Below are 20,533 nucleotides of genomic sequence, written 5' to 3' on the forward strand. Positions count from 1 at the left end.
TCAGGACCGGTCGGCCAGCAGGGCGCGCGCGGTCCGGCCGCCCGAGGCGAGCGCGCCCTGCAGCGAGCTCGTGTCGCGGTGGTCGCCGCACACGTAGATCCCGTCGCCCCAGCGGACTTCGCGGCGGATCGGGTGCGGCGCGGGCATGGCCGGGAGCGCGTGCGGGATCTCGTACCGGCCGATCACCGGCCAGCGGGTCGCGTCGGTGCGGTATATCCGGCCGAGCGCCCGCCGGACCTCGGGCTCGGCGACGGGCGTCAGCGTCGACGCGCTCACCAGGGCGCCGCCCGGTGGCGCGTAGGACGGGCACACTTCACTGAGCACGGCCGTGTTCACGACGGGGCCGCCGCGGGCGTCGACCATGATGACCGGCTCGTGCGACGGGCGCCGGTCCGGCGCGAAGTACCACGTCGTCACGCCGTTCCACAGCGGTTCGACTACGCCGTCGACCAGCCGCGACGCGGTCGAGCCGTCGGTCGCGACGACGATCGCGCGGGCGGTCCAGACGTCACCGCCCGCGGTGCGCACCTCGCCGGGCCCGATCCGGTCGACCGGCGAGCCGGTGCGCACCGAGCCGGCGGGCAGGCGGGCGGCCAGCTGCCGGGGGAGTGCGCCCATGCCTTCGGCGGGCAACGACGGCGCGGAGCGCAGGAAACTCCGCCAGACCAGCCGGAAGAACCGGCTCGACGTGCTGAGCTCGGCTTCGAGGAAGACGCCGGACAGGAAGGGGCGCAGCACGGTGGCCACGGCCCGGTCGGACAGCCCGGCCCGGCCCAGCTCGTCGGCGGTCGTCCCGTCGTCCCCGCGCACGATCGAGCGGGCGGACCCGGCGGCGACGCGGGCGGAGAGCGCACCGAGGGCGGCGAGGTCCTTCGCGGAGAGGTACCGGCGGGCGGCGACGTCCCGCAGCGCCTTCGGAGCGTCGAGCGGGTGGCCGAGCAGCGAGACCCGGTCGTCGTCGGCGACGCGGACCGCGCGCCAGAACCGGCCGAGGCGCAGGGCGTCGACGTCGACGAGCCGCCGGATCGCCGGGTAGGCGGGGTTGAGGACCTGGAAGCCGCGGTCGAGCCGGAAGCCGTCGACGACGTCGGTGCGCACGCGCCCCCCGACGTCGTCTCCCGCCTCGAGCACGGCGCATTCGACACCGGCCTCGTGCAACCGCCGGGCGGCGGCGAGCCCGGCAAGCCCCGCGCCGATGACGACGACGTCCGTTTCGTGGGTGGTCATGGATCGATACTGCATCGGATCGGCCCGCGGCGCATCGGACGTGAGTAGCGTTCATCGCGCGATTCCGCGATGGCGGCCTTAGGCTTCGATGACCGCGCATCGGCCGTGCATCGAGAGGTGAACCGACGTGACGACCCTGCCCCGTTCCCGCCCCGCCCCGGTGGCGGTCCTGGCCGGCTTCCTCGCCGCGGTGGCGGCGGTGGCCGTCGTGGGCGGCCTCGCGGCAACGAGATCGAGGGAGGTCTACGGCGCGCTGGTCCAGCCGCCGTGGGCCCCGCCGTCGTGGCTGTTCGGTCCGGTGTGGACGGTCCTGTACATCCTGATCGCGATCTCGGGCTGGCTGTTCTGGCGAGCGTCGGGAACCCGCCGGGAGTTCGCCTGGTACGCGGCGGGGTTGGTCCTGAACGCGGCGTGGACACCGTTGTTCTTCGCGGCGGGCGCTTACACGGTGGCGCTGGTGGAGATCGTGGTCTTGGACGTGGTGGTCGCGGGAACGCTGGTGGTGTTCCGCCGCCGTTCCCCGCTGGCGGCGGGTTTGCAGCTGCCGTACCTGGCGTGGACGCTGTTCGCGACGGCTCTGAACGCGGCGATCGTCTTCCTCAACCCGTGAGGGTGGTTTGAGGGCGCAGGCTCGCCGCGCGTTCATCGCCGCCTCCCGCGACCAGGCCGGTCCCTCGGCGGCCCGCGGGTGAAATTCCCGGCGCGCATCCCCAGGCGACGCGACGTTTCACGCCCAGCGCCGCGCCCGCAGCCGAGCGCCCACCGCGCGTTCATCGCCGCCTCCCGCGACCGGCCGGCCCCCCAGCCGGCCGGCCTCAGTCGTCAAGCCTGCCTCAGCGCGTCCCCAGCGCCGCCCGGACCGCTCGTTCCACCAGGATCGGCACGAACGCGTGGATGCGCGCCCCGGCGAAGCGGGCTCGTTCGTGGTCGACCAGGTCGTGCAGGCGGGGGCGGGCGATGTTCGCGTAGTCGTGGCCCAAGCGGTCCTCCAGCTGGGCGAAGTGGGTGTCGAGCGCTGCGGAAGCCATCGTGTCGAGCGTGCTCATCGTTCACCTTCCGGTTGCCGTCGTACCGGGAACATGCCCCGTGAGACGGCCGGAAGGTGAATCGGAGGTGAACACCGGACTTCGGTCAGCGGCGGGGCAGCACCACGACCGCGTCGCCGACCGGGCGCTCGCCCGTCGCGTCCGAGGGTGAGCTGACGAGCTTGCCGTCGATCGCCATCGCCGTCGAGCCGCCGCCGTCGAGGTTGATCGCCTCCACCGCGCCCAGGCGCTTCAGCAGCTCGGCGCCCTCCACCAGCGACAACCCCTCGCTGTAGCCCGGCTGGCGGCCGTCGGCGGTGACGATCAGCAGGCGGCCGCGGCGGTCGAGGCCGACCATCGTGCGCGGGTTGCGCTTGACGCCCCAGCCGTAGACGAACGACGGGTCGCCGGGGTGCACGATGCCGTCCGCCGCCGCGTTCACCGACACCCGGCCGTTGCGGACCAGCCACGGGCCGCCGTTGACCACGCCCGCCGGGTGGACCGGGTGGCCGTCCGCGAAGATCCGCGTGTCGACGCGCAGCCGGGTGCCCGGCCGCGCGTGCGCGGTCAGCCACGTCGCCGCCGCGCCGGTGCCCTGGACCGTGTGGCCGGCCGCCGGCACGTCGCCGCCCGGCGGCCGCAGCGCGGTGACGACGTCGTGGGCGTCGAGCACGGCTTCGACGCCGTCGCCCGCCGGGGTCGGGGTGCCGAGCTGCGGGGTGAACAGCACCAGCTCGTCCGGGTGGGTGCAGGTCGTGTCGTGCAGCGGCCGGTCGGTCGGGACATCGCCGGGCTCGCCGCAGTTGCGGATCACGCCCGGCTTGCGGTTGACGCCGTTCACGGCGTGGCCGCCGACGGTGACCGCGGTGCGCGGGACGCCGATCGACGGGCGCTCGCCCAGGAGCAGGGCAGGCCGCCCGGTGGTGGCCTCGCTCTGCAGCAGCCCCTGGTAGACGCCGGCGCCGGCGGGTTCGCCGGGGATGCCGTCGCGCGGGTCGATGACGAAGAACCCGCCGTTGGTCCCGACCAGCGCCCCGGCGGCGGCGGACAGCGCCGACGTCGTCCGCCGCCCGGCCACGGACTCCCCGTGCGAGGCCGCGACCCGCCCGGTGAACCGCTTCGGGTCGACGACGGCGACGCGCACGCGCTGCGGGCCGCCGGCTTCGGGGCCGTCCTGCCCGGTCCACTCGACGCCGCCGCCGAAGCCGTTCGCGCTCATCGCGCTCGCGGTGGCGGCCGCCTGCGCCCGGTCGGTGAAGGAGCCGACGCGCACCCGCCAGCCGAGCGGGCCCCGGGGCGTGTCGGCGAACGCGGGCCAGTCGACCCGCTCGGCACGCGCGTCGAAACCCTTGGCCCGCAACGACGTCACGAGCGCGTCGGCGTGCTCGCGGGTGCCGAGCGCGGACGGTGGCGCGTCGGGGTCGGGGCTCGACCCGCCGGGCACCTGCGTGGTGATCGTCCAGGTGTTGTGGCCGGTGCCTTCGCCGGTGAAGGTGGTGTAGACCGTCACGCCCGGCGCGAGCGCGCGGCCGCCGGTCGCGGCGGTGGCCGGGGTGCTGAGCGCGGCGGTGAGCGCGGCGGACAGGAACAGCGCGGCGGGCAGCTTCGTCTTCACGCGGGGCAACGTACCGGGCGCAGCCGGCTTCTTCCCCGGTTCCGGCCGAATTCCCGGTGTACGCCGGGCGGCGCCGGGCCTACCGCTCGCCGGCCAGGAACTCGGCCGCCCACTGCAGCGCCGTCGTGCAGGCCTCGGCCTCGCTGCCGCGGAAGTGCTCGACGACCTCGCCGCCGGACCACAGCATCAGCGCCACCGTGCCGGGGCGGATCGGGGTGAGGCCGAGGAGCCGCCGGTCGCCGTTGCGGTCGAGGGCGCGTTCGGCGGTGAGCCACTGCCCGGTCGTGCCGGTGCGGGTCACCACCCAGTCCGGGTCCGCGGCCAGGTCGGTCACGGACCGCGGTGCTTCGGCGTGCATGGGAACAAGCCTGACACAACTTCGGCTACGAGGTGTTCATCCGGTGAACGGAAGCTGAACACGTGGCGCGGTTCGGCCGGGGGACCGAGGTGATCGTTTACGGTGTGCCGACCTGGGGGCCGCGACCGCAGGGAGCCGTCATGCCCACCCGCACCACCGTGGCCGACTGGACGATCACCGCGTCCGGCGACACCGCGACGTTCACCCACGCCGTGTCGGCGCCGCTCGTGTCGGACGGCCGCGGGTTCGCGGTCGCGGAGACCGACCTCGCCGCGTTGGACAAGGTGCTGGGCGAAGTGATGAAGCTGCCGGTCTACTGGCTGGCCCGCGGCCGCCGGGACGCCGAGGCGGGCGAAGCGGCCGTGTGGTCCGAGCCGCGCTACGACGCCGAGGACGAATCCGTCCACTTCGCGGGTCCGTGCCGGGTGGCCGAGCCCGGCTTCGCCGTCGACCTGGTCCACCTGCGCGGGCTGCGGATCCGGATCGCGTCCTTCCGGGCCGCGGGCGCATGGCGTCCGCAGCACCGCACGAACGGATAATCGGCCTTCCCCCGGCGCTGCTTTACTGGCGGCAATGCCCGCGTCGGTGGTCGAAGGACGGAGTCGGACCGTGGAGCTGGTCTACGAATCCCTGTACATCGGCGGCAAGTGGGTCGCGCCTTCTTCGGCCCGGACCATCGAGGTCGTTTCGGCCAGCACGGAGCAGGTCATCGGCCGGGTGCCGGAAGCGGCCGAAGCCGACATCGACGCGGCGGTGGCGGCGGCCCGGACCGCGTTCGACGACCCGGTCGGCTGGAGCTCCTGGGAGCCGGCCGAGCGCGCGGCGGTGATGGAGCGGCTGGCGGTCGCGCTCGACGCGCGGGCCGGGGAGACGGCGCGGCGGGTGAGCAGCCAGAACGGCCTGCCGATCTCGATCGCCAACGCCGTCGAGGGCGGGTTCCCGCAGCTGATCCTGCGCTACTACGCGGGCCTGATCCGGACCGCGGTGCTCGACGAGGCCCGCGACGGGCTGCTGGGCGGCAAGGTCCGCGTGCGGCGGACGCCGGTCGGGGTGGTCGGCGCGATCGTGCCGTGGAACCTGCCGATGACGCTGGCCGCGTTCAAGCTCGGCCCGGCGCTCGCGGCGGGGTGCACGCTGGTCCTCAAGCCGAGCCCGGGCACGGTGCTGGACGCGCAGCTGTTCGCCGAGGCGGTCGACGAGGCCGGCTTCCCGCCGGGCGTGATCAACATCGTGCAGAGCGGCCGCGAGGGCGGCGCCCACCTGGTTTCGCACCCGGGCGTCGACAAGGTCGCGTTCACCGGCTCGACAGCGGCCGGCCGGCAGATCGCCGAGACGTGCGGCCGGCTGCTGCGCCCGGTGACGCTCGAGCTGGGCGGCAAGTCCGCGGCGATCGTGCTGGACGACGCCGACCTGAGCGCGAACCCGCAGGACCTGTTCCTGTCGACGATGGTCAACAACGGCCAGACCTGCCACCTGACCACCCGCATCCTGGCGCCGGCGAGCCGCTACGACGAGATCGTCGAGACGTTCACCGGCTTCGCGGCCGGCCTCGCGGTGGGCGACGCCCTCGACCCGGCCACCCAGATCGGCCCGCTGGCCTCGGCGGCCCAGCGCGAGCGCGTCGAGGGCTACATCGCGAAGGGCCTGGCCGAAGGCGCCCGCCTGACCACCGGCGGCGGCCGCCCGGCCGGGCAGCCCCGCGGCTGGTTCGTCGAGCCGACGGTGTTCGCCGACGTGGACAACCACTCGACGATCGCCCGCGAGGAAATCTTCGGCCCGGTCCTGTCGATCATCAAGTACGAGACCGACGAAGAGGCGATCACCCTCGCGAACGACTCCCCGTACGGCCTCGGCGGCACGGTCTGGACCACGGACCCGGCCCGCGGCCAGGCGGTCGCGAGCCGGATCCGCACGGGAACGATCGGCGTGAACACGTACACGGTCGACCCGGCGGCTCCTTTCGGCGGGGTGAAGGATTCGGGGCTGGGCCGGGAGCTGGGGCCGGAGGGGCTGACCGCTTACCAGGCGCTGCAGTCGATGCACCTGCAGGCCTGAGCGGGGCCTACCCGCCTGCTCGCTGACTGCTGCGCCCGTATGACGCGGGCCGGCTCGAGCTCGGCCCCGGTACACCTTCGAAGAGGTCACCACGGCACCCGCCGGTCGCGAGGGGGAAACAGGGTTCTGACCCTGTTTCCCACCCACGACACCGGTGCCGCGGTCAGCGGGTGCGGACCGCCGTCGTGCCGAGCAGCTCGTTGTCCTCGGGACGGGCGTCGCCGGGGTAGGGGGCGTCGATGCTCGCGACGACCTTGAACGCCGCCTTGCCCGCCGCGACGTCCGCCGCCGTGTACGTGTACGCGAAGGGGAACACCGTCTTGCGGCCCGCCGCCGCCGGCACCCACTGCTCCGACTGCCCGACCTGCTGGTAGTAGGTGCCCTGGTCGTTCAGCCGGTACAGCGTGACCGTGACGGTCTCGTCGTAGCGGGCGTTCGCCACCGACACCTTGATCTGCTTGGTGTCGTCGACCCGTGCCTTGGCCGGCACGACGAAGTCCGACAGCGCGACGTCGTGCGTTTCGACCTTGAGCGTGCCGGCGCCGGTTCCGGTGCGGCCGTCGGCGGTCGACCCGGTCACCTCGACCCGGTAGGTGCCGTCGGCCGCGTAGCGGTGGGTGATGGGCGCGCCGGTGATGGGGGCCGAGCCGCCGTCACCGAAGCGCACTTCGCCGCTGACGAACGGCCGGTTCAGGCTGTCGCCGGTGGACGGGGTCATGGTGACGTCGGAGTACACCGTCGGGGTGTCGGGGTAGGTGTTGACCCACGGCGAAAGGGGCGGCGCCACCTCGAGTTCGATGTTGTACAGCGACGCGGCGTCGACATCGTCGGCGACGCGGATCCGGTACGTCTCCCCGGCGACGCCGGAGAACACGGCGGGGCGGCGGTCGCCGGAGGCCACGCAGTCCACTTCGGACAGCGCGTCCGCGGCCGTGCCGCGGTACACCGTGATGCCCGGGCCCCAGTCGTACATCGCCCGCACGCTCACCGGCCGGGTGCGGTCCGGGGTGAACCGGAACCACACGGACCGCTCGGCGGCCGGGTCGCAGCTCGGCTTGACCTCGCCGGGCTCGGCCGAAGCCACCGTCAGGTCGCCGGCGTACTGCCCGGGCACCGTGACCGCCGGGCCGGTCGCGAAGTCGTCGTTCGGCGCCGGCGGCACCGCGGCGAACCCGACGGTCAGGTCGCCCTGGTTGTACTGCTGGGCGAGCAGGACGTGGTAGGTCGTCCCGGCGGTGGCGTGGAACGTCGCCGAGCCGGGGTTGCTCCACGCCGCGCAGGCGCCCGGCACCTGCGTCAGCGCCCCGCGGTCACCGGTGTAGACCGCGACGAACGGCCGCGAGGAGGTGCTCGACGACGGCGTCACCCGGACGATCGCGTCCGCGGCGGCGGTGTAGTCGTACCAGACGTTCCAGGTGGTGTAGGTCCCGCACGGCGTCGGGTCGCCGGGCGCGGTCGTCGCCTCGCGGGCGTCCTGGGACGCCTGGAACGGCAGCGCGGTGACGGGCGTGGCGGACCCGAAGTCGTCGTTGGACGGCGCCGCCGCGTGGGCGACGCCGGGAGCCAGCAGCGCGGCCGTGGCGGCCACGAGGCCCGCGAGCAGCGGGCGGATGGACGGTTTCATGGTGTTCCCCCTGGTCAGACGGCGGCGATGCGCGTGGCGGGCGGCTTGACGGTGGTGGCGATGGAGACCGCCGTGTTGTCCGCCGGGAAGGCGTCTTCCGCCGGGTACTGCAGCCGGACGTCGGCGCGGAACGCGACCTTGCCGGACAGCGCGTCGCCGGGGCCGAAGGTGTAGGAGAAGGGGAACCGGACCTTGCCGGTGGCCCGCGCGGGCACCTGGAGCGTGAGCCGGCCGACGTCGGTCCAGGAGTCCCCGGACAGCTTGGACAGCGCGACGGTGACCGTCTCGGCGTACCGGGTGTTGGTCACGTCCACGGAGATCGGCTTGCTTTCCCCCTGCCGCGCCGAGGTGGGCACGACGAACTTGGCGATCCCGACGTCGTGCGTGAGCACCGTGATCGGGACGTCGACCGTCTTGGTGCGCCCGTCGGGCGACTTCGCGTGGAGCGCGGCCGGGTAGACGCCGTCGGCCGCGTAGCGGTGGTACACGGTGTCCACGCCGACCGGGGCCGACTTGCCGTCGCCGAAGTCCCACGTCCCGCCGAGCGGCCGGTCGATCGCCTGGTACGAAGACGCGGAGAAGCCGACGTTGTCGAACACGGTCGCGGACGTCGGCGACACGTACACGTACGGGTCCAGCGGCGGCGCTGTGGCCAGTTCCAGCTCGACCGGCCCGTAACCGCGGTGCGGCCCGGTCACGCGGACGGCGTAGCGGGTGCCGGCCGCCGCCCCGAACGCGACCGGGTCGCCGGAGCTCCGCCTGCACGCGACCTGCGTCAGCTCCGCCAGCGAGTTCCCGGCGTACACGGTGACGGCGGCGGCCCCGTCGACCCGCGCGGTGAGCGAGCGCGCCGCGTCCGCTGCCGGCAGGGAGTACCAGACCGAGGGCTGGGCCTCGTCGTCCACGCAGGTCGACGCCGGCTCCCCGGCCTCGGTCGAGGCGAGCGAGAGGTCCGGCTGCCGCGTGAACGGCAGGGCGGTCACCGGCTCGGCGTCGGCGAAGGCGTCGTTGGCCGCCGGCGCGATCGTGTCGAGCGCGAACGACAGCGCGCCGCCCGGGGTCTCGATACCGGAGACCTGGAAGGAGTAGGTCGTCCCCGCGGTGGCCCGGAAGGTGATGGTGGCGTCCGTCCCGTAGTCGCAGCCGTCGGCCACGGGCTGCAGGTGCCCGCGCGCCCCGGTGCTCGCGGACAGGACGGTGCGGTGGTCGCTGCCCGTCGTCGTGGCGCGCAGCAGACCGTCCTGGGTCGCGGTGTACCGGAACCAGACCGTCCCGCTCGCCGCGTTCCCCTCGCACCAGACCGGGTCGTCGGCCGCTTCGGTGGCCCCGCCGGTGTCCTCCTGCGCGGTGAACGGCAGCGCGGCGACGGCGGCCGGGCTGTCGAAGTCGTCGTTGGCCGGCGGCGCCGCGGCGTGCGCGACCCCTGGCACGGCGGTGGCCAGCGCCGCGGCCAGCACGGCGACCACGGCCGTCCGCCCTCTCGAGCCGCTCGAGCGTGAAGAAAACAGCACGATTCGTTCCCCCTCGTGAACTTCCCCGCCCCCATGACGAAGATCCCTGCCGGACGTATCGGCGCTGCGCCGCCCGATGTGACCGGGTCGGGGCGGAATTAGACCGGATGCCGCAACAGCCGGGCACCGGCTGACAAAACCGGACACCCGGCGAGGGGTCCGTTCACGGCGAATCGGCTCTCGGTGGCCGCCTGTGGCTACGCTCGGGAGAAGAAGACGACGAAGCTGCGCGTCGCGGCAGCCATCAGTCCGTTCGTCATCGCCCTGACACTGGTCGAGCAGGTCGTGAACCTCATCAACCAGCTGAAGGATCTCTGGTGACGGGCCCGGACCAACCCCCCTCGTCGGGGCCCGGAAGTACTTCGGTGTGCCCCCACTCCGGCGTCCGGCCCCGGGTGGCCACGGGCACACTTCCGGGTGCGGTCGGGCAACCGCCGTCCCCCTTGCGCGCGTGGCCGAAAGGCCGTTGACGGCTTCGTGCTTTGATGGACGTTCAAGAAAGATTCACGGGGAGGTAGGGCGCCATCAGCAACCCGTTGGTCGCGGAGACCAAGGACTCGACCAAGGCGTACTCGGGCATCTCGCTGCTGGAGTCGGCGAACGACCTGAAATCCGCGATCGAATCAGGCGACTGGGCGTCGGTCGCGATGGGTGCCGTGGGCACCGCTCTGGACGCGTTGTCGATGGCGATGGACCCCTTCGGTGCCGTCCTCGCCGCCGGGGTCGGGTGGCTGATGGAGCACGTCGGCCCGCTGAAGGAGGCGCTCAACGGGCTGACCGGCAACGCCGACGAGATCGCCGCGCAATCCGAAACCTGGAAGAACGTCGCCACCGAGCTGGGCAGCATCGGTGAGGACCTGACCGGGATGGTGAAGGCCGACACCGCGTCCTGGACCGGTAACGCCGCTGATACTTACCGTCAGCGGGCGCAGGACACCGTCACTTTGCTGGAGACTGCGCAGAAGGGCTGCGAAGGCGCTTCCAGTGGGGTGAAGACCGCCGGTGAGGTGGTGGCGGCGGTGCGGGCGCTGGTGCGGGACATCATCGCGGAGCTGATCGGGCATTTGATCAGCTGGGCGTTGCAGGTGGTGTTCACCTTGGGTATCGGTCTGACGTGGGTGGTGCCGCAGGTGGTCGGTGCGGTGGCGAAGACGGCGTCGAAGATCGCGGATCTGGTGAAGCGGCTGGTCACGGCGTTGAAGGCGTTGGTGCCGTTGTTGAAGCGGGCGGGGGATTTGTTCGCGGATGCGGCGAAGGCGTTGAAGAACATCAAGCCGGGTAAGGCGGGGCCGCCGCCGAAGCACGCGGACATCAACGGCAACCCGAAGGGCATCGACGGACCCCACGGCAAAGGCGACGGGCCGAACGGCAAGCCCGGCGACGGGACTCACACCTCCGGCGCCAAGGGGCCTGACACCCCGCCCAAGACCGACCCGCCGCCGGCTTCGAAGGGCCCGGACGAGCCGCCGCCGAAGAGCCCGGAACCGCCGCCGCCCGCGACCCGGGGTGGGCCCGACGGGAACTCCACCACGCCTTCGGGCACGCCGAAGGGCAAGCCCAAGGACGGGCCGGACCCGGCCAAGAACAAGGAGCCCGACGAGAAGGTCTGCGAGTTCGACCCGATCGACGTCGCGACCGGCGACGTGCTGTTCACCGAGGTCGACCTCGTGGTGCCCGGCGCGCTCGGCGAGCTCGTCACCCGCAACCACGTGTCCTCCTACCGGGACGGCCGCTGGTTCGGCCCGTCCTGGACGGCGCTGCCCGACGAGCGGCTGACCCTCGACGCCGGCCTGGTGCGCTACCACTCGGCCGACGCGATGGTGCTCACGTTCCCGCTGCCCGCGCCCGGCGCCGGCACGACCTCCCAGCACGGCCCCCTGCGCCTGCTGCACGCCGACGGCGACGACTACGTCGTCACCGATCCCGGCCGCGGGCAGGCCCGGCGGTTCACCCCCGCCGGTGACGGCGAGCTGCTGCTGCGCGAAGTCCGGACCGAGGACGGCGAGTTCCTCGAACTCGACCGCGACCCCGCCGGCGCGCCGCTGCTGCTCACGCACTCCGCGGGCGCCCGGATCGCGTTCGACACCGCCGGCGGCCGCGTGCGGGCCATCCGGGCCGTCTCGCCCGGCGGGGACGTGCTCGTCGCGAACTACGACTACGACCGGTACGGGCACCTCGCGCAGCGCACCAACTCCACGCCCCGGCCCGCGCGCTACGACCACGACGCCGAGGGCAGGCTCACCGGCTGGACCGACCACAACGGCGCCTGGTACCGCTACGTCTACGACGAGGCGGGCCGCTGCGTCCGGACCGTCGGCGACCAGGGCTACCTCGACGGGGCCCTCGCCTACGCCGAAGGCCGCACCACGACCACCGACTCGCTGGGGCACCGGAAGGTGTTCGAGTTCGACGAGGCGGGCAACGTGGTCGCCGAGACCGACAAGCTCGGCGGCGTCACGCGCAGCGAATGGGGTCCGCACAACCGCCTGCTGGCCCGCACCGACCCGCTCGGGCGGCGCACGGAGTTCGAGCACGACGCCGCCGGGATCCTGCGCGCGGTGCTGCGCCCGGACGGCACCCGCGTGCTGCTGACCGAACGCACCGAAGACACGCTCGAAATCGAGGTCGAGGCCGCCGGGGGAGTGTTCCGCCGCCGCTACCCGGCCACGGCGCTGCCCGACCCCTACACCGACCCGCTCGGCGTGGCCGAAGACCAGGACGCCGAACAGCCGTCGACCGCCGAGCAGCCGCGCGACCCAGCCGCCCCGGCCGAGCCCGACCTGTTCGGCCGCCCGCGCGCGGTGCGCGAGGCCGGTGGCCGCACGGCGCTGACCTGGACGGTCGAGGGCGACCTGCGGGCCGTCGTGGCCGCCGACGGCGCCCGGCAGCTGTGGACCTACGACGGCGAGGGCGGGGAGACGTCGCACACCGACGCGCTCGGCCGCGTCACCGTCACCGAGCGCGGGCCGTTCGGGCTGGTCACCGCCACGGCCGACCCCACGGGCGCGCGCACCACCCGCCGCTACGACACCGAGCTGCGCCTGCTCGCCGTCGTCGACCCCGCCGGGCGGACCTGGGAGTACACCTACGACGCCGAGGGCAGGCTGCGCACGCAGTCCGACTTCGACGGCCGGGTCACCCGGTGCGCCTACGACGCCGCCGGGCAGCTGGTCCGCCTGGAGAACGCCGCCGGCGAGGTCGTCGAGTACCGCTACGACCCGCTCGGCAACCTGACCGAGCGCACCTCCGCCGCGGGCACCGAGACCTACCGTTACGACCCGGTCGGCCGGCTCGTGCACGCCGCCGGCCCGGGCACCGCGGTCGAGCTGGCCCACGACGCCGAGGGGCGGGTCGTCCGGCAGACCACCGGCGGCCGCACCACGACCTTCGGCTACGACAGCGAAACGGTGACCCGGCGGCGCACCCCGTCCGGAGTGGACGTCCGGTGGCACCGGACCGGCGACGCCGACCTGCTGGACGTCGCGGGCACCAGCCTGGCGCTGCAGCGCGACGACGCGGGGCGCACGGTCGCCGTAGCCGTCGGGGCGAACCCGTTGGTGCGCCAGGAGTTCGACGCCGCGGGCCGGCTCGCGGCGCAACGGACGCCCGCCGGGATCCGGCGCTACCACCGGCGTCCGGACGGCAGCGTCCTGGCGCGCGAAGACCCGGAAGGCGCGGTGCGGCACGAGTTCGACGTGACCGGCCGGATCACCGCGGTGCTGCGGCCCGGCACGGCCGAGCGCTACGCCTACGACGTCCTCGGCCACCTCGTGTCGTCGTCCCCGGGGACCGGTCCCGAAGCCGGCCCGCGCCGCTACACCGGTGGCGTGCTGGAGACGGCCGGCGCGGTGCGCTACGCCCACGACGCGCAGGGCCGGCTGGTCCGGCGGAGCGTCGGCGACCTGACCTGGACGTTCACCTGGGACGCCCAGGACCACCTGACGGCGGTGCGCACCCCGGACGGCGCCGACTGGCGCTACCACTACGACGCGCTGGACCGCCGGATCGCGAAGCAGCGGCTGGACGCGGCGGGCGCGGTCGCCGAGCAGGTCGAGTTCACCTGGGACGGCAACGCACTGGTCGAAGCCCGGCACACGCTGGGCGGCGCGCCGGTCGAGACGTGGACGTGGGTGCACCACCCCGACGACGGCCGGCCGGTGGCGCAGGCGGTCACCACCCCGGACGGCCGCACGCGGCTGGCCGCGCTGGTCACCGACGACGTGGGCACGCCGGTGGACCTGGTGGGCGTGGACGGCGTGGTCCGGGCGGTGCGGACGAGCCTGTGGGGCCTGTCCGGCGCGGGCGCGGCCGAGACCCCGCTGCGGTTCCCCGGCCAGTACCTCGACCGCGAAACCGGGCTGCACTACAACGTCTTCCGGTACTACGACCCGGCGAACGCCCGTTACATCTCGCCCGACCCGCTCGGCCTCGCGCCGGCGCCGAACCCGCTGACCTACGTCGGCGACCCGCTCGTGGCGGCCGACCCGCTCGGCCTCACCGCGGGCGGCTTCGGCTCGGACCCGAACGACCAGCGCCGGTTCTCCGGCCGATCGAACGCGGGCAAGTGCTCGAAGGCGGCCACCCAGGCGGCGGCGCCGTACCCGAAGACCAAGCCGAACAAGGGCAGCAGCTCCGGCGGGACGTCGTCGAACCAGCCGGGCCCGGCCGCCAAGCCGTGGGGCAGCAAGGACCCGGTCAGCGGCCGCACGACCTCGCAGGGCGGCGGCACGTCGTCCGGGAAGCAGACCCTCGACGGGTCGCCGCGCCCCGGCGGCTCGAAGCCGCAGCCGGGCGAGCTCACCGACGTCAAGGACCTGGAGACCACCAAGCATTCGAGCTACAGCCCGGAGCTGCAGAACGAGCTGAACAACGTCAACGGGTACAAGCCGGACGGCAAGAACCGCTGGATCCGCGGCCACCTGCAGAACGACAACCTCGGTGGCCCGGGTCTGTCGGACAACATGACGCCGCTGACGTCGACGGCGAACAAGAACATGTCCGGCAAGTTCGAGGGCCCGTTGAAGAACGCCAACGTCCGCTTGGAGCAGCTGAAGGCCAAGCCACCGACGGACGCCGAGCTGGGCCGCGCCGGCTTCAGCCCGAGCCAGTTCAACAAGGTCCGGGACGACATCCAGAACCTCAAGGTGGAGTACTCGGTCGAGGCCAGCCCGAACGTGAAGTTCCCGAACTCGCCCAACGGGTTCGAGAGGTCGATCCGCGACCACCTGGTGCTGAACGCGGAGTACAAGGGCCTCACCCCGGAGCTGCAGCAGTACATCGGCTTCGCGAAGGAGCCGAAGTTCCTCCCGCAGTTCCCGCCGGTCGGCACCAAGATGGACACCCTCACGGGCGCCTTCAGCTGACCGGCGGGCCCCGCGGGGCACCGGGCTCGTCGAGCCCGGCGAGTTCGGAGGCCCGGGCCCAGCTGCGCCGCGGTCCAGTGCGCCGCCGGATGGGGCCGTGGTCGCGGGCGCTTTCAGTTGACCGGCGGGCCCTGCGGGGCGCCGAGCCCGGCGAGCCCGGCGAGCTCGGCGAGCTCGGCGAGTTCGGTGGCGATGCGGTCGGCGATCGGGAGTTGGGCCGCCCGGGCCGGTGGCAGGGCGGCGGTCCAGTGTTCCGTCGCCGTGCGCAGGTCGGCGTCGGATGGGGCCGTGGTCGCGGGCGCTTTCAGTCGACCGGCCGGCCCTGCGGGGCATCGGGCTCGTCGAGCCCGGCGAGTTCGGTGGCGATGCGGTCGGCGATCGGGAGTTGGGCCGCCCGGGCCAGTGGCAGCGCCGCGGTCCAGTGCTCCGCCGCCGTGCGCAGGTCGCCGTCGGACCGGGCCACCCTGGCCAGGCCGTCGTGGGCCAGCACGTCGGCGTGGCTGTTGCGGTCCCGGCCGGTCAGGCGCAACGCTTCCGCGAAACAATCACGCGCCTCCGCCCGCGCGCCGGCCGCGGCGTGGATGCGCCCGAGCGTCGTCAGCGCCGCGCTCTCGACGTCCTTGTGGCCGATGTCCCTGGCGAGGGTCAGCGCGGTTCGGCCGTGCCCGAGCGCGTCCTCGTACCGGGCCCGGGCGCGGAAGCACTCGGCCAGGAACACCAGGCTGCGGGCTTCGACTTCGGTGGCGCCGATTGCCCGCGCCCGGGCCCGGGCCTGCTCCAGCAGCGGCAGGCTGACCTCGGTGTCTCCGCGCTCGGTGAGCGCGTAGCCGAGGTTGAGCAGGGCCGTGGCCTCGAGGTACGGGTTGTCGAGGCCGGGCAGGGCCAGCACGGCCCGGCTGCAGGCGATCGCCGCGTCGTGGTCCTCGACCCCGGCGTGGGCGACGGCGAGGTTGAGCAGGGGCGCCGCCCGGTCGCGGGCCGTCCCCGCGGCGGCGACCAGTTCCGTGGCGCGGAGCAGGGTGGGGATCGCCGCGCGGAAGTGGCCGAGGCGGATGTGCACGATCCCGATGTTGGTGTGCACGCGGCCCGCGCCGAGTTCGTCGCCGCGTTCCTCTTCGATGGCGAGCGCGATCCGCAGGGTGCGCAGCGCCTCGTCCAGCCGCTGGACCACGATGAGTGCCAGCCCCTTGCTCCGGTGCAGCACCGCCTCGGTCCCGCGGTCCCTGGCCACTTCGAGCCCGCGTTCGTAGACGTCGAGCGCGTCGTCGAGGTAGCCGCGCCGGACGAGCAGGGGCCCGAAGGTGGCCGCAACGTCCGACGCGATGTCCGGGACCTCGTGCCGGGCCGCCACCCGCAGCGCGGCGATCAGGTTGCGGTGCTCCGCCGCCACCACGGCCCGCGCCTCGTCGGCGGACGCGAAGACCGGGCCACCGGGCTCGCCGGCCGACCGGCCCGGGTCGAGGACCCGCTCGGCTGCCCGGCCGAGGGCGAGGTAGTGCGCGAGCAGCCGCCGGATCGCGGTGTGCCGCTCCGCGGCGGTGCACTCCCGGAGTGCTGTCGTGTGCGCGTACTGGCGGAGCAGGTCGTGGAAGTGGTAGCGCGTGGCGGCGTGCTGGGCCAGCAGGTTCGCGTCGACGAGTTCTTCGAGCAGGGGAGCGGCTTCGGACGGCGGTATCCCGAGGACCGCTGCCGCGGCCGGCGCGTCGAAGTCCCCGCCCGGCAGCAGCCCGAGCAGCCGGAAAGCGGCCTGTTCGGCCGCGTCGAGGTGCTGGTAGGACACGGCGAACGCGGCGGCTACGCTGCGATCGCCCGCGGCCAGCTCGCCGAGCCGGCGATCCTCGTTGCGCAGCAGCTCCGCGAGGAAGCCGAGGGTCCAGGACGGCCGCGCCCGCAGCCGCGACGCCGCGATCCGGATGGCCAGCGGCAGCCGGCCGCAGAGGTCCGCGATCTCCCGCACGAGGTCCGGGTCGAACGGCGGGCGGCCCGGCTCGGCGATCCGGCGGAACAGCTCGGCGGCTTCGGCGTCGCTGAGCAGGTCGAGGGACAGCGCGGTCGCGCCTTCCAGCATGGCGAGCCGCCGCCGGCTCGTCACGAGGACCTGGACGCCCGGGGTGCCCGGCAGCAGGGGCCGGACCTGGGCGGCGTCGGCGGCGTTGTCGAGCACCACCAGCATCCGGCGGCTGGCCACCGCGGCCCGCCACAGCTCGGCACGGCGGTCGAGCCCGTCCGGGACGCGTTCCGGCGGCACGCCGGCGCCGCGCAGCAGGACGTCCAGCGCGGCGGTGGCCGGCACCGGTGCCTGCCCCGGCGTGTGCCCGTGGAGGTCGAGGAAGAGCTGCCCGTCCGGATGCCGCTCGGAGAGCAGGTGCCCGACCCTGATCGCCAGCGTGGTCTTCCCGATGCCGGGCATCCCGTCGAGCGCGGTGATGACGACCGCGCTACCGTCGGCGTCGCGGGTCAGGCCGACGAGCCGGTCGATTTCCGCCGTCCGCCCGGTGAAGTCGGCGACGACCCGCGGCAGGTACTGACGTTCGCCGGCCGGCCGGACGACGTGCTCGGGGGTGCCGCCGAGGATGCGCTCGTGAAGCGCTTTCAGCTCCCGCCCGGGATCGACGCCCAGCTCGTCCGCCAAGCGGGCGCTCGTCCGCGCGTACACCTGGAGGGCCTCCGCCGTCCGGCCTTCGCCGTGCAGGACGGCCATCTGCTTCGCGACGAGCGTCTCGCGGTCGGGGTGGCGGGCGACGAGACCGGCCACCTCCGCGGCGAGGCCGCCGGTGTCACCCAGCTCGAGGCGCAGCTGGATCAGCAGTTCGCGGGCCGCCAGGCAGCGTTCCTCGAGAGCGACGGCGGCGTCGGCGAAGACCCGGCCGTCGAGGCTCGGCAGCGCGTCACCCCGCCACAGCCCCAGCGCCGCCTCGAGCAGTCGCTTCGCCGCTCTCGGGTCGGCCGCGGCCTGTTCCCGCGCCTGCGTGACGAGCCGGTCGAAGCGCAGGAAGTCGACGTCACCCTCCGCGACGACCAGGCGGTAGCTCCCGCCGTCCGTGGCGATGGCCGTGCGGGCGTCGCCCAGCGCGCCCCGCAGCTTGGCGACGGTGTTGTACACCTGGCTGCGCGCCGTCGACGGCGGTGCTTCGTCCCAGAGGGCGTCGATCACCTGACCGGGGTGGAGCGAGCGGTTGGCGTTGAGCGCGAGCAGCGCCAGCAGCCGCTGCTGGCGCCGGCCACCGGCGTTCAGCCGCCGGTCGCCCGACCACACCTCCAGCGGTCCGAGGATGCCCACGCGCAGCGTCCCGAGCCGTACCCCCTGAACTCCCACGCCGGCCAGTATCGCCCGGCGGCCGACCGGGAGTACAGCGACCGGGCCGCTTCACCCCGGAGGTGTCAGCAGCCCGTCCTCGAGCCGACGCACCCCGACGTCGGACTGGCCGGCGCGGCCGGCGAGGCTTGCGCCGTGACCGGCGTTGCGAACACGACGACGGCGGCCAGCGCGAGCGCCCACGCCGCTGCTTTCTTCACCATGACGATCCTCCCCTTGTCGTGCCGATAGCGTCCCGAAGGTCGCTATCCGATCGCTATCCGCGCCGGCTCCCGGGATGCGGAACGGATAGCCCGGCTCTTTAACGTCCCGTTCGTGCGAACACACGGCATCGCCGGACGAGTGTGCCTCGGCGCGTTGGCCGCGGCAGTGCTCCTCGGCCACGCCCCGGTCCCGGTGGCCGAAGCCGCCACCCCGACGGCGGTCCGGCTGCTGCGGAAGGTCGAGATCCGGACGCGCGTCCACTGCGCCCCCGCCGGTGACCGCGGTGTGTTCGGGTGTCACGCCCTCCGCGAACCGGCCGGCACGACCGTCGTCCTCCCGGGCGGGCCGCCGGTCACGGCCGCCGCGTGGTGATGGAGAGGTCGAACTCCTGGACCACGTACCCGGCGTACCGGTCGGCGGGCCGCTTCGCCGCGGGCATCGCCCTCAGCTGCTCCTCCGTGTAGCCGGTCAGGTCCGCCTTCTCGACCTGGGCCTTGACGTGGAAGTAACGCAGCTTGCCTTCGTCGAGCTGCGCCTGCATCAGGCGCGCGTGACCGGCTTCGGGTTCGCCGCGCTCGATCATCTTGGCGATGATGTTCCGGACGTACTCGGGGTGGCCCTGCTCGTAGCCGCCGTTGGCGTTGTAGCCGGCCGAGGGGCCCTTCGCCTCGACGATCACGTAGTTGCCGTCGGGGTCCACGTGCACCTGGTCGAAGTGGTTCGCACCCCGGTCGGGCACGTCGACGCGGCGCAGCGGCCGGTCGGCGAAGTCCGGCTGCCCGAGCCCGTCGCCGACGGCGTGGTCGGCGGCCAGGTCGCCCAGCCGGTTGTTCCAGTGGTTGCTCTGCACGTCGTTGAACCCGGCCTGGTCGATCCGGTCGAGCGCGGTGTCGAAGCGGCTGTCCGGCAGGGGAGTGCCGCGGACCGCGTGGTTGGCTTCGTCCAAATAGGACCAGATGTGCGGCCGCCCGGCGGCGAGGATGTCGGCGTCCTCCAGCAGCTGCGCCGACGCGGTGTCACGTCCGCCGGCCCGCCGGTGGGCGTCGATGGTCTCGGACTTGACGTTGGTCGGGCGGTCGTGGATTTCGTAGTCCCCGCCGGCGTTCCGGCGGAGCGCGGGGAGTTCGGCCCCGTCGTGCTGGACGTCGGTGTTCTTCCGCGCCAGGACGGTGTCGTTCCCCTCGGCCTGCCGCCAGTACTTGCGGAGCAGCTTTTCGGCTTCTTCGTCGTGCTTGTTGAGCCGGTCGACGAGCTCTTGCTGGACCTTCTTCTTGTGCGCCTCGGCGGCATCGTCACCCCGGGCGCGCGCGTCGTCGGCGTCGAGGCCCTCCTTGTCGTGCGCCCCGGGCGCGAACCCGTCGTCGCCGGCGCGGTGGGTGGTGCCGTCGGGGTGGTGGGTGTTCCATTCGCCGTCGGGTGGGATGCGGGGGCGCATGCGTCCGTCGGGGCCGATTTCGTAGTCGGAGGAGAAGACGCGTCCGTGGGAGTCGGTCCAGGCGGGTTTGGTGGGTGCGGTGACGTCGGTGTCGAGTTCGCGGGAGAGGCGGTGGGCGAAGTCGTTGGAGGAGGCGTCGCAGCCGATGAGCCGGATGGGGCGGCCGTCGTAGTCGCCGTTGTGGCGGAGGATGTCGGCGAATTGTTCGGGGGTGTAGTGGTGGTCGCCGATGCGTGCGTGTCCGTCGGGGGTGACGTGGACGTCGACGGTGTAGCGGCCGTGGGGGTCGGGTGGGACGCGGTGGGGGAGGTCGCCGATGGTGGGGTCGTCGGCGTGGTAGGAGCTGCCTGCGGGGGTGTTTTCGGCGTGGCGGGCGTTGATCTGGTCGGGGGTGGGGGGTTCGGGGTCGTGGTGGTGGGGGGTGCTGTCGGGGTCGGTGGGGGTGTGGTCGTGGGGTGCGTGGGTGGTGCCGTCGGTGCTGGGGGTGTGGCCGTCGGTGCCGTGCGGGCGGGTGCCGCTGTTGGTGCCGGGGGTGTGCCCGGTGGGTCGGGTGTCGGGGGCGTGGGTGCCGGGCCCGTAGCCGCCGCGGGCGGCGGGTGCGGGTGCGTCGGGTGTGCGGGGACGGCTGGTGGGCAGGTCCGCGCCGGTGCGGGGCCGTCCGGGTGCGTCGATGTGCGCGCCGGGGCTGCCCGGGGTGCCGGTCCAGCCCCCACCACCGCCGCCGGTGCGCGGGGTCCCGCCACCGAGCCCGCCGCCACCGGGTGTGCCGCCGGGCGGCATCCCGCCACCGGCCATGGGTG

General features: G+C 73.8%; 15 protein-coding genes. 6 read left to right on the forward strand and 9 right to left on the reverse strand.

All coding sequences use genetic code 11. The annotated features are described in order from the left end of the window. A complete protein-coding gene (locus MUY14_RS10715) occupies positions 1-1,227 on the reverse strand; it encodes an NAD(P)/FAD-dependent oxidoreductase (protein ID WP_247022801.1) in 1,227 nt (408 codons plus the stop codon). A 127-nt stretch (positions 1,228-1,354) separates the two neighbouring features. Here MUY14_RS10715 and MUY14_RS10720 point away from each other — a divergent pair, with 127 nt between their 5' ends. Then, positions 1,355-1,837 carry a TspO/MBR family protein gene (locus MUY14_RS10720; RefSeq protein ID WP_247022802.1) on the forward strand — a complete coding sequence of 161 codons (483 nt, stop codon included), beginning with the start codon at positions 1,355-1,357 and terminating at the stop codon, positions 1,835-1,837. A 223-nt stretch (positions 1,838-2,060) separates the two neighbouring features. Here MUY14_RS10720 and MUY14_RS10725 read toward each other — a convergent pair whose 3' ends face one another. The 3 genes from MUY14_RS10725 to MUY14_RS10735 form a co-directional block, all read right to left on the reverse strand. Further along, complete coding sequence (locus tag MUY14_RS10725) at positions 2,061-2,273, reverse strand: three-helix bundle dimerization domain-containing protein (protein ID WP_247022803.1); 213 nt, start codon at positions 2,271-2,273, stop codon at positions 2,061-2,063. An 85-nt stretch (positions 2,274-2,358) separates the two neighbouring features. Continuing rightward, positions 2,359-3,867, reverse strand: a complete 1,509-nt coding sequence (locus MUY14_RS10730; protein WP_247022804.1) for a phosphodiester glycosidase family protein — start codon at positions 3,865-3,867, stop codon at positions 2,359-2,361. Between the two features lie 79 nt (positions 3,868-3,946). Continuing rightward, complete coding sequence (locus MUY14_RS10735) at positions 3,947-4,225, reverse strand: hypothetical protein (protein ID WP_247022805.1); 279 nt, start codon at positions 4,223-4,225, stop codon at positions 3,947-3,949. 140 nt (positions 4,226-4,365) lie between these two features. On the opposite strand from MUY14_RS10735, the gene MUY14_RS10740 reads away from it, so the two are divergent. After that, complete coding sequence (locus MUY14_RS10740) at positions 4,366-4,764, forward strand: hypothetical protein (protein ID WP_247022806.1); 399 nt, start codon at positions 4,366-4,368, stop codon at positions 4,762-4,764. Between the two features lie 70 nt (positions 4,765-4,834). Further along, positions 4,835-6,280 (forward strand): aldehyde dehydrogenase, encoded by a 1,446-nt coding sequence (locus MUY14_RS10745; protein ID WP_247022807.1) that lies wholly within the window; start codon positions 4,835-4,837, stop codon positions 6,278-6,280. 163 nt (positions 6,281-6,443) lie between these two features. Here the strand turns inward: MUY14_RS10745 and MUY14_RS10750 are convergent, their stop codons facing one another. Both MUY14_RS10750 and MUY14_RS10755 read right to left on the reverse strand, forming a co-directional pair. Beyond that, positions 6,444-7,904: a hypothetical protein gene (locus MUY14_RS10750; protein ID WP_247022808.1), complete on the reverse strand. Its 1,461-nt coding sequence runs from the start codon at positions 7,902-7,904 to the stop codon at positions 6,444-6,446. Positions 7,905-7,918: 14 nt separating this feature from the next. Beyond that, positions 7,919-9,415 carry a PKD domain-containing protein gene (locus tag MUY14_RS10755; protein ID WP_247022809.1) on the reverse strand — a complete coding sequence of 499 codons (1,497 nt, stop codon included), beginning with the start codon at positions 9,413-9,415 and terminating at the stop codon, positions 7,919-7,921. A gap of 183 nt (positions 9,416-9,598) precedes the next feature. On the opposite strand from MUY14_RS10755, the gene MUY14_RS10760 reads away from it, so the two are divergent. Together MUY14_RS10760 and MUY14_RS10765 are read left to right on the forward strand one after the other, a co-directional pair. Then, complete coding sequence (locus MUY14_RS10760) at positions 9,599-9,736, forward strand: hypothetical protein (protein ID WP_247022810.1); 138 nt, start codon at positions 9,599-9,601, stop codon at positions 9,734-9,736. A gap of 215 nt (positions 9,737-9,951) precedes the next feature. Next, entirely contained in the window at positions 9,952-14,778 is a 4,827-nt protein-coding gene (locus MUY14_RS10765) for an RHS repeat-associated core domain-containing protein (protein WP_247022811.1), read from the forward strand. A 304-nt stretch (positions 14,779-15,082) separates the two neighbouring features. Here the strand turns inward: MUY14_RS10765 and MUY14_RS10770 are convergent, their stop codons facing one another. Both MUY14_RS10770 and MUY14_RS10775 read right to left on the reverse strand, forming a co-directional pair. Then, positions 15,083-18,094, reverse strand: a complete 3,012-nt coding sequence (locus MUY14_RS10770) for a BTAD domain-containing putative transcriptional regulator (protein ID WP_247022812.1) — start codon at positions 18,092-18,094, stop codon at positions 15,083-15,085. Between the two features lie 65 nt (positions 18,095-18,159). Next, a complete protein-coding gene (locus MUY14_RS10775) occupies positions 18,160-18,297 on the reverse strand; it encodes a hypothetical protein (protein WP_247022813.1) in 138 nt (45 codons plus the stop codon). Between the two features lie 112 nt (positions 18,298-18,409). On the opposite strand from MUY14_RS10775, the gene MUY14_RS10780 reads away from it, so the two are divergent. After that, positions 18,410-18,670: a hypothetical protein gene (locus MUY14_RS10780; protein WP_247022814.1), complete on the forward strand. Its 261-nt coding sequence runs from the start codon at positions 18,410-18,412 to the stop codon at positions 18,668-18,670. Here MUY14_RS10780 and MUY14_RS10785 read toward each other — a convergent pair. Continuing rightward, positions 18,651-20,528 carry a hypothetical protein gene (locus tag MUY14_RS10785; protein ID WP_247022815.1) on the reverse strand — a complete coding sequence of 626 codons (1,878 nt, stop codon included), beginning with the start codon at positions 20,526-20,528 and terminating at the stop codon, positions 18,651-18,653. The genes MUY14_RS10780 and MUY14_RS10785 overlap by 20 nt on opposite strands. Between the last annotated feature and the right edge of the window lie 5 nt (positions 20,529-20,533).

The organism is Amycolatopsis sp. FBCC-B4732 (genome assembly GCF_023008405.1).
In the GTDB taxonomy this organism is placed as follows: Bacteria; Actinomycetota; Actinomycetes; order Mycobacteriales; family Pseudonocardiaceae; genus Amycolatopsis; species Amycolatopsis pretoriensis_A.

Bases quoted from the DNA above. Each gene is read 5' to 3' on its own strand.
- MUY14_RS10715 (WP_247022801.1), bottom strand. From the start codon at position 1,227: ATGACCACCCACGAAACGGACGTCGTCGTCATCGGCGCGGGGCTTGCC.
- MUY14_RS10725 (WP_247022803.1), bottom strand. From the start codon at position 2,273: ATGAGCACGCTCGACACGATGGCTTCCGCAGCGCTCGACACCCACTTC.
- MUY14_RS10735 (WP_247022805.1), bottom strand. From the start codon at position 4,225: ATGCACGCCGAAGCACCGCGGTCCGTGACCGACCTGGCCGCGGACCCG.
- MUY14_RS10740 (WP_247022806.1), top strand. From the start codon at position 4,366: ATGCCCACCCGCACCACCGTGGCCGACTGGACGATCACCGCGTCCGGC.
- MUY14_RS10750 (WP_247022808.1), bottom strand. From the start codon at position 7,904: ATGAAACCGTCCATCCGCCCGCTGCTCGCGGGCCTCGTGGCCGCCACG.
- MUY14_RS10775 (WP_247022813.1), bottom strand. From the start codon at position 18,297: ATGGTGAAGAAAGCAGCGGCGTGGGCGCTCGCGCTGGCCGCCGTCGTC.
- MUY14_RS10785 (WP_247022815.1), bottom strand. From the start codon at position 20,528: ATGGCCGGTGGCGGGATGCCGCCCGGCGGCACACCCGGTGGCGGCGGG.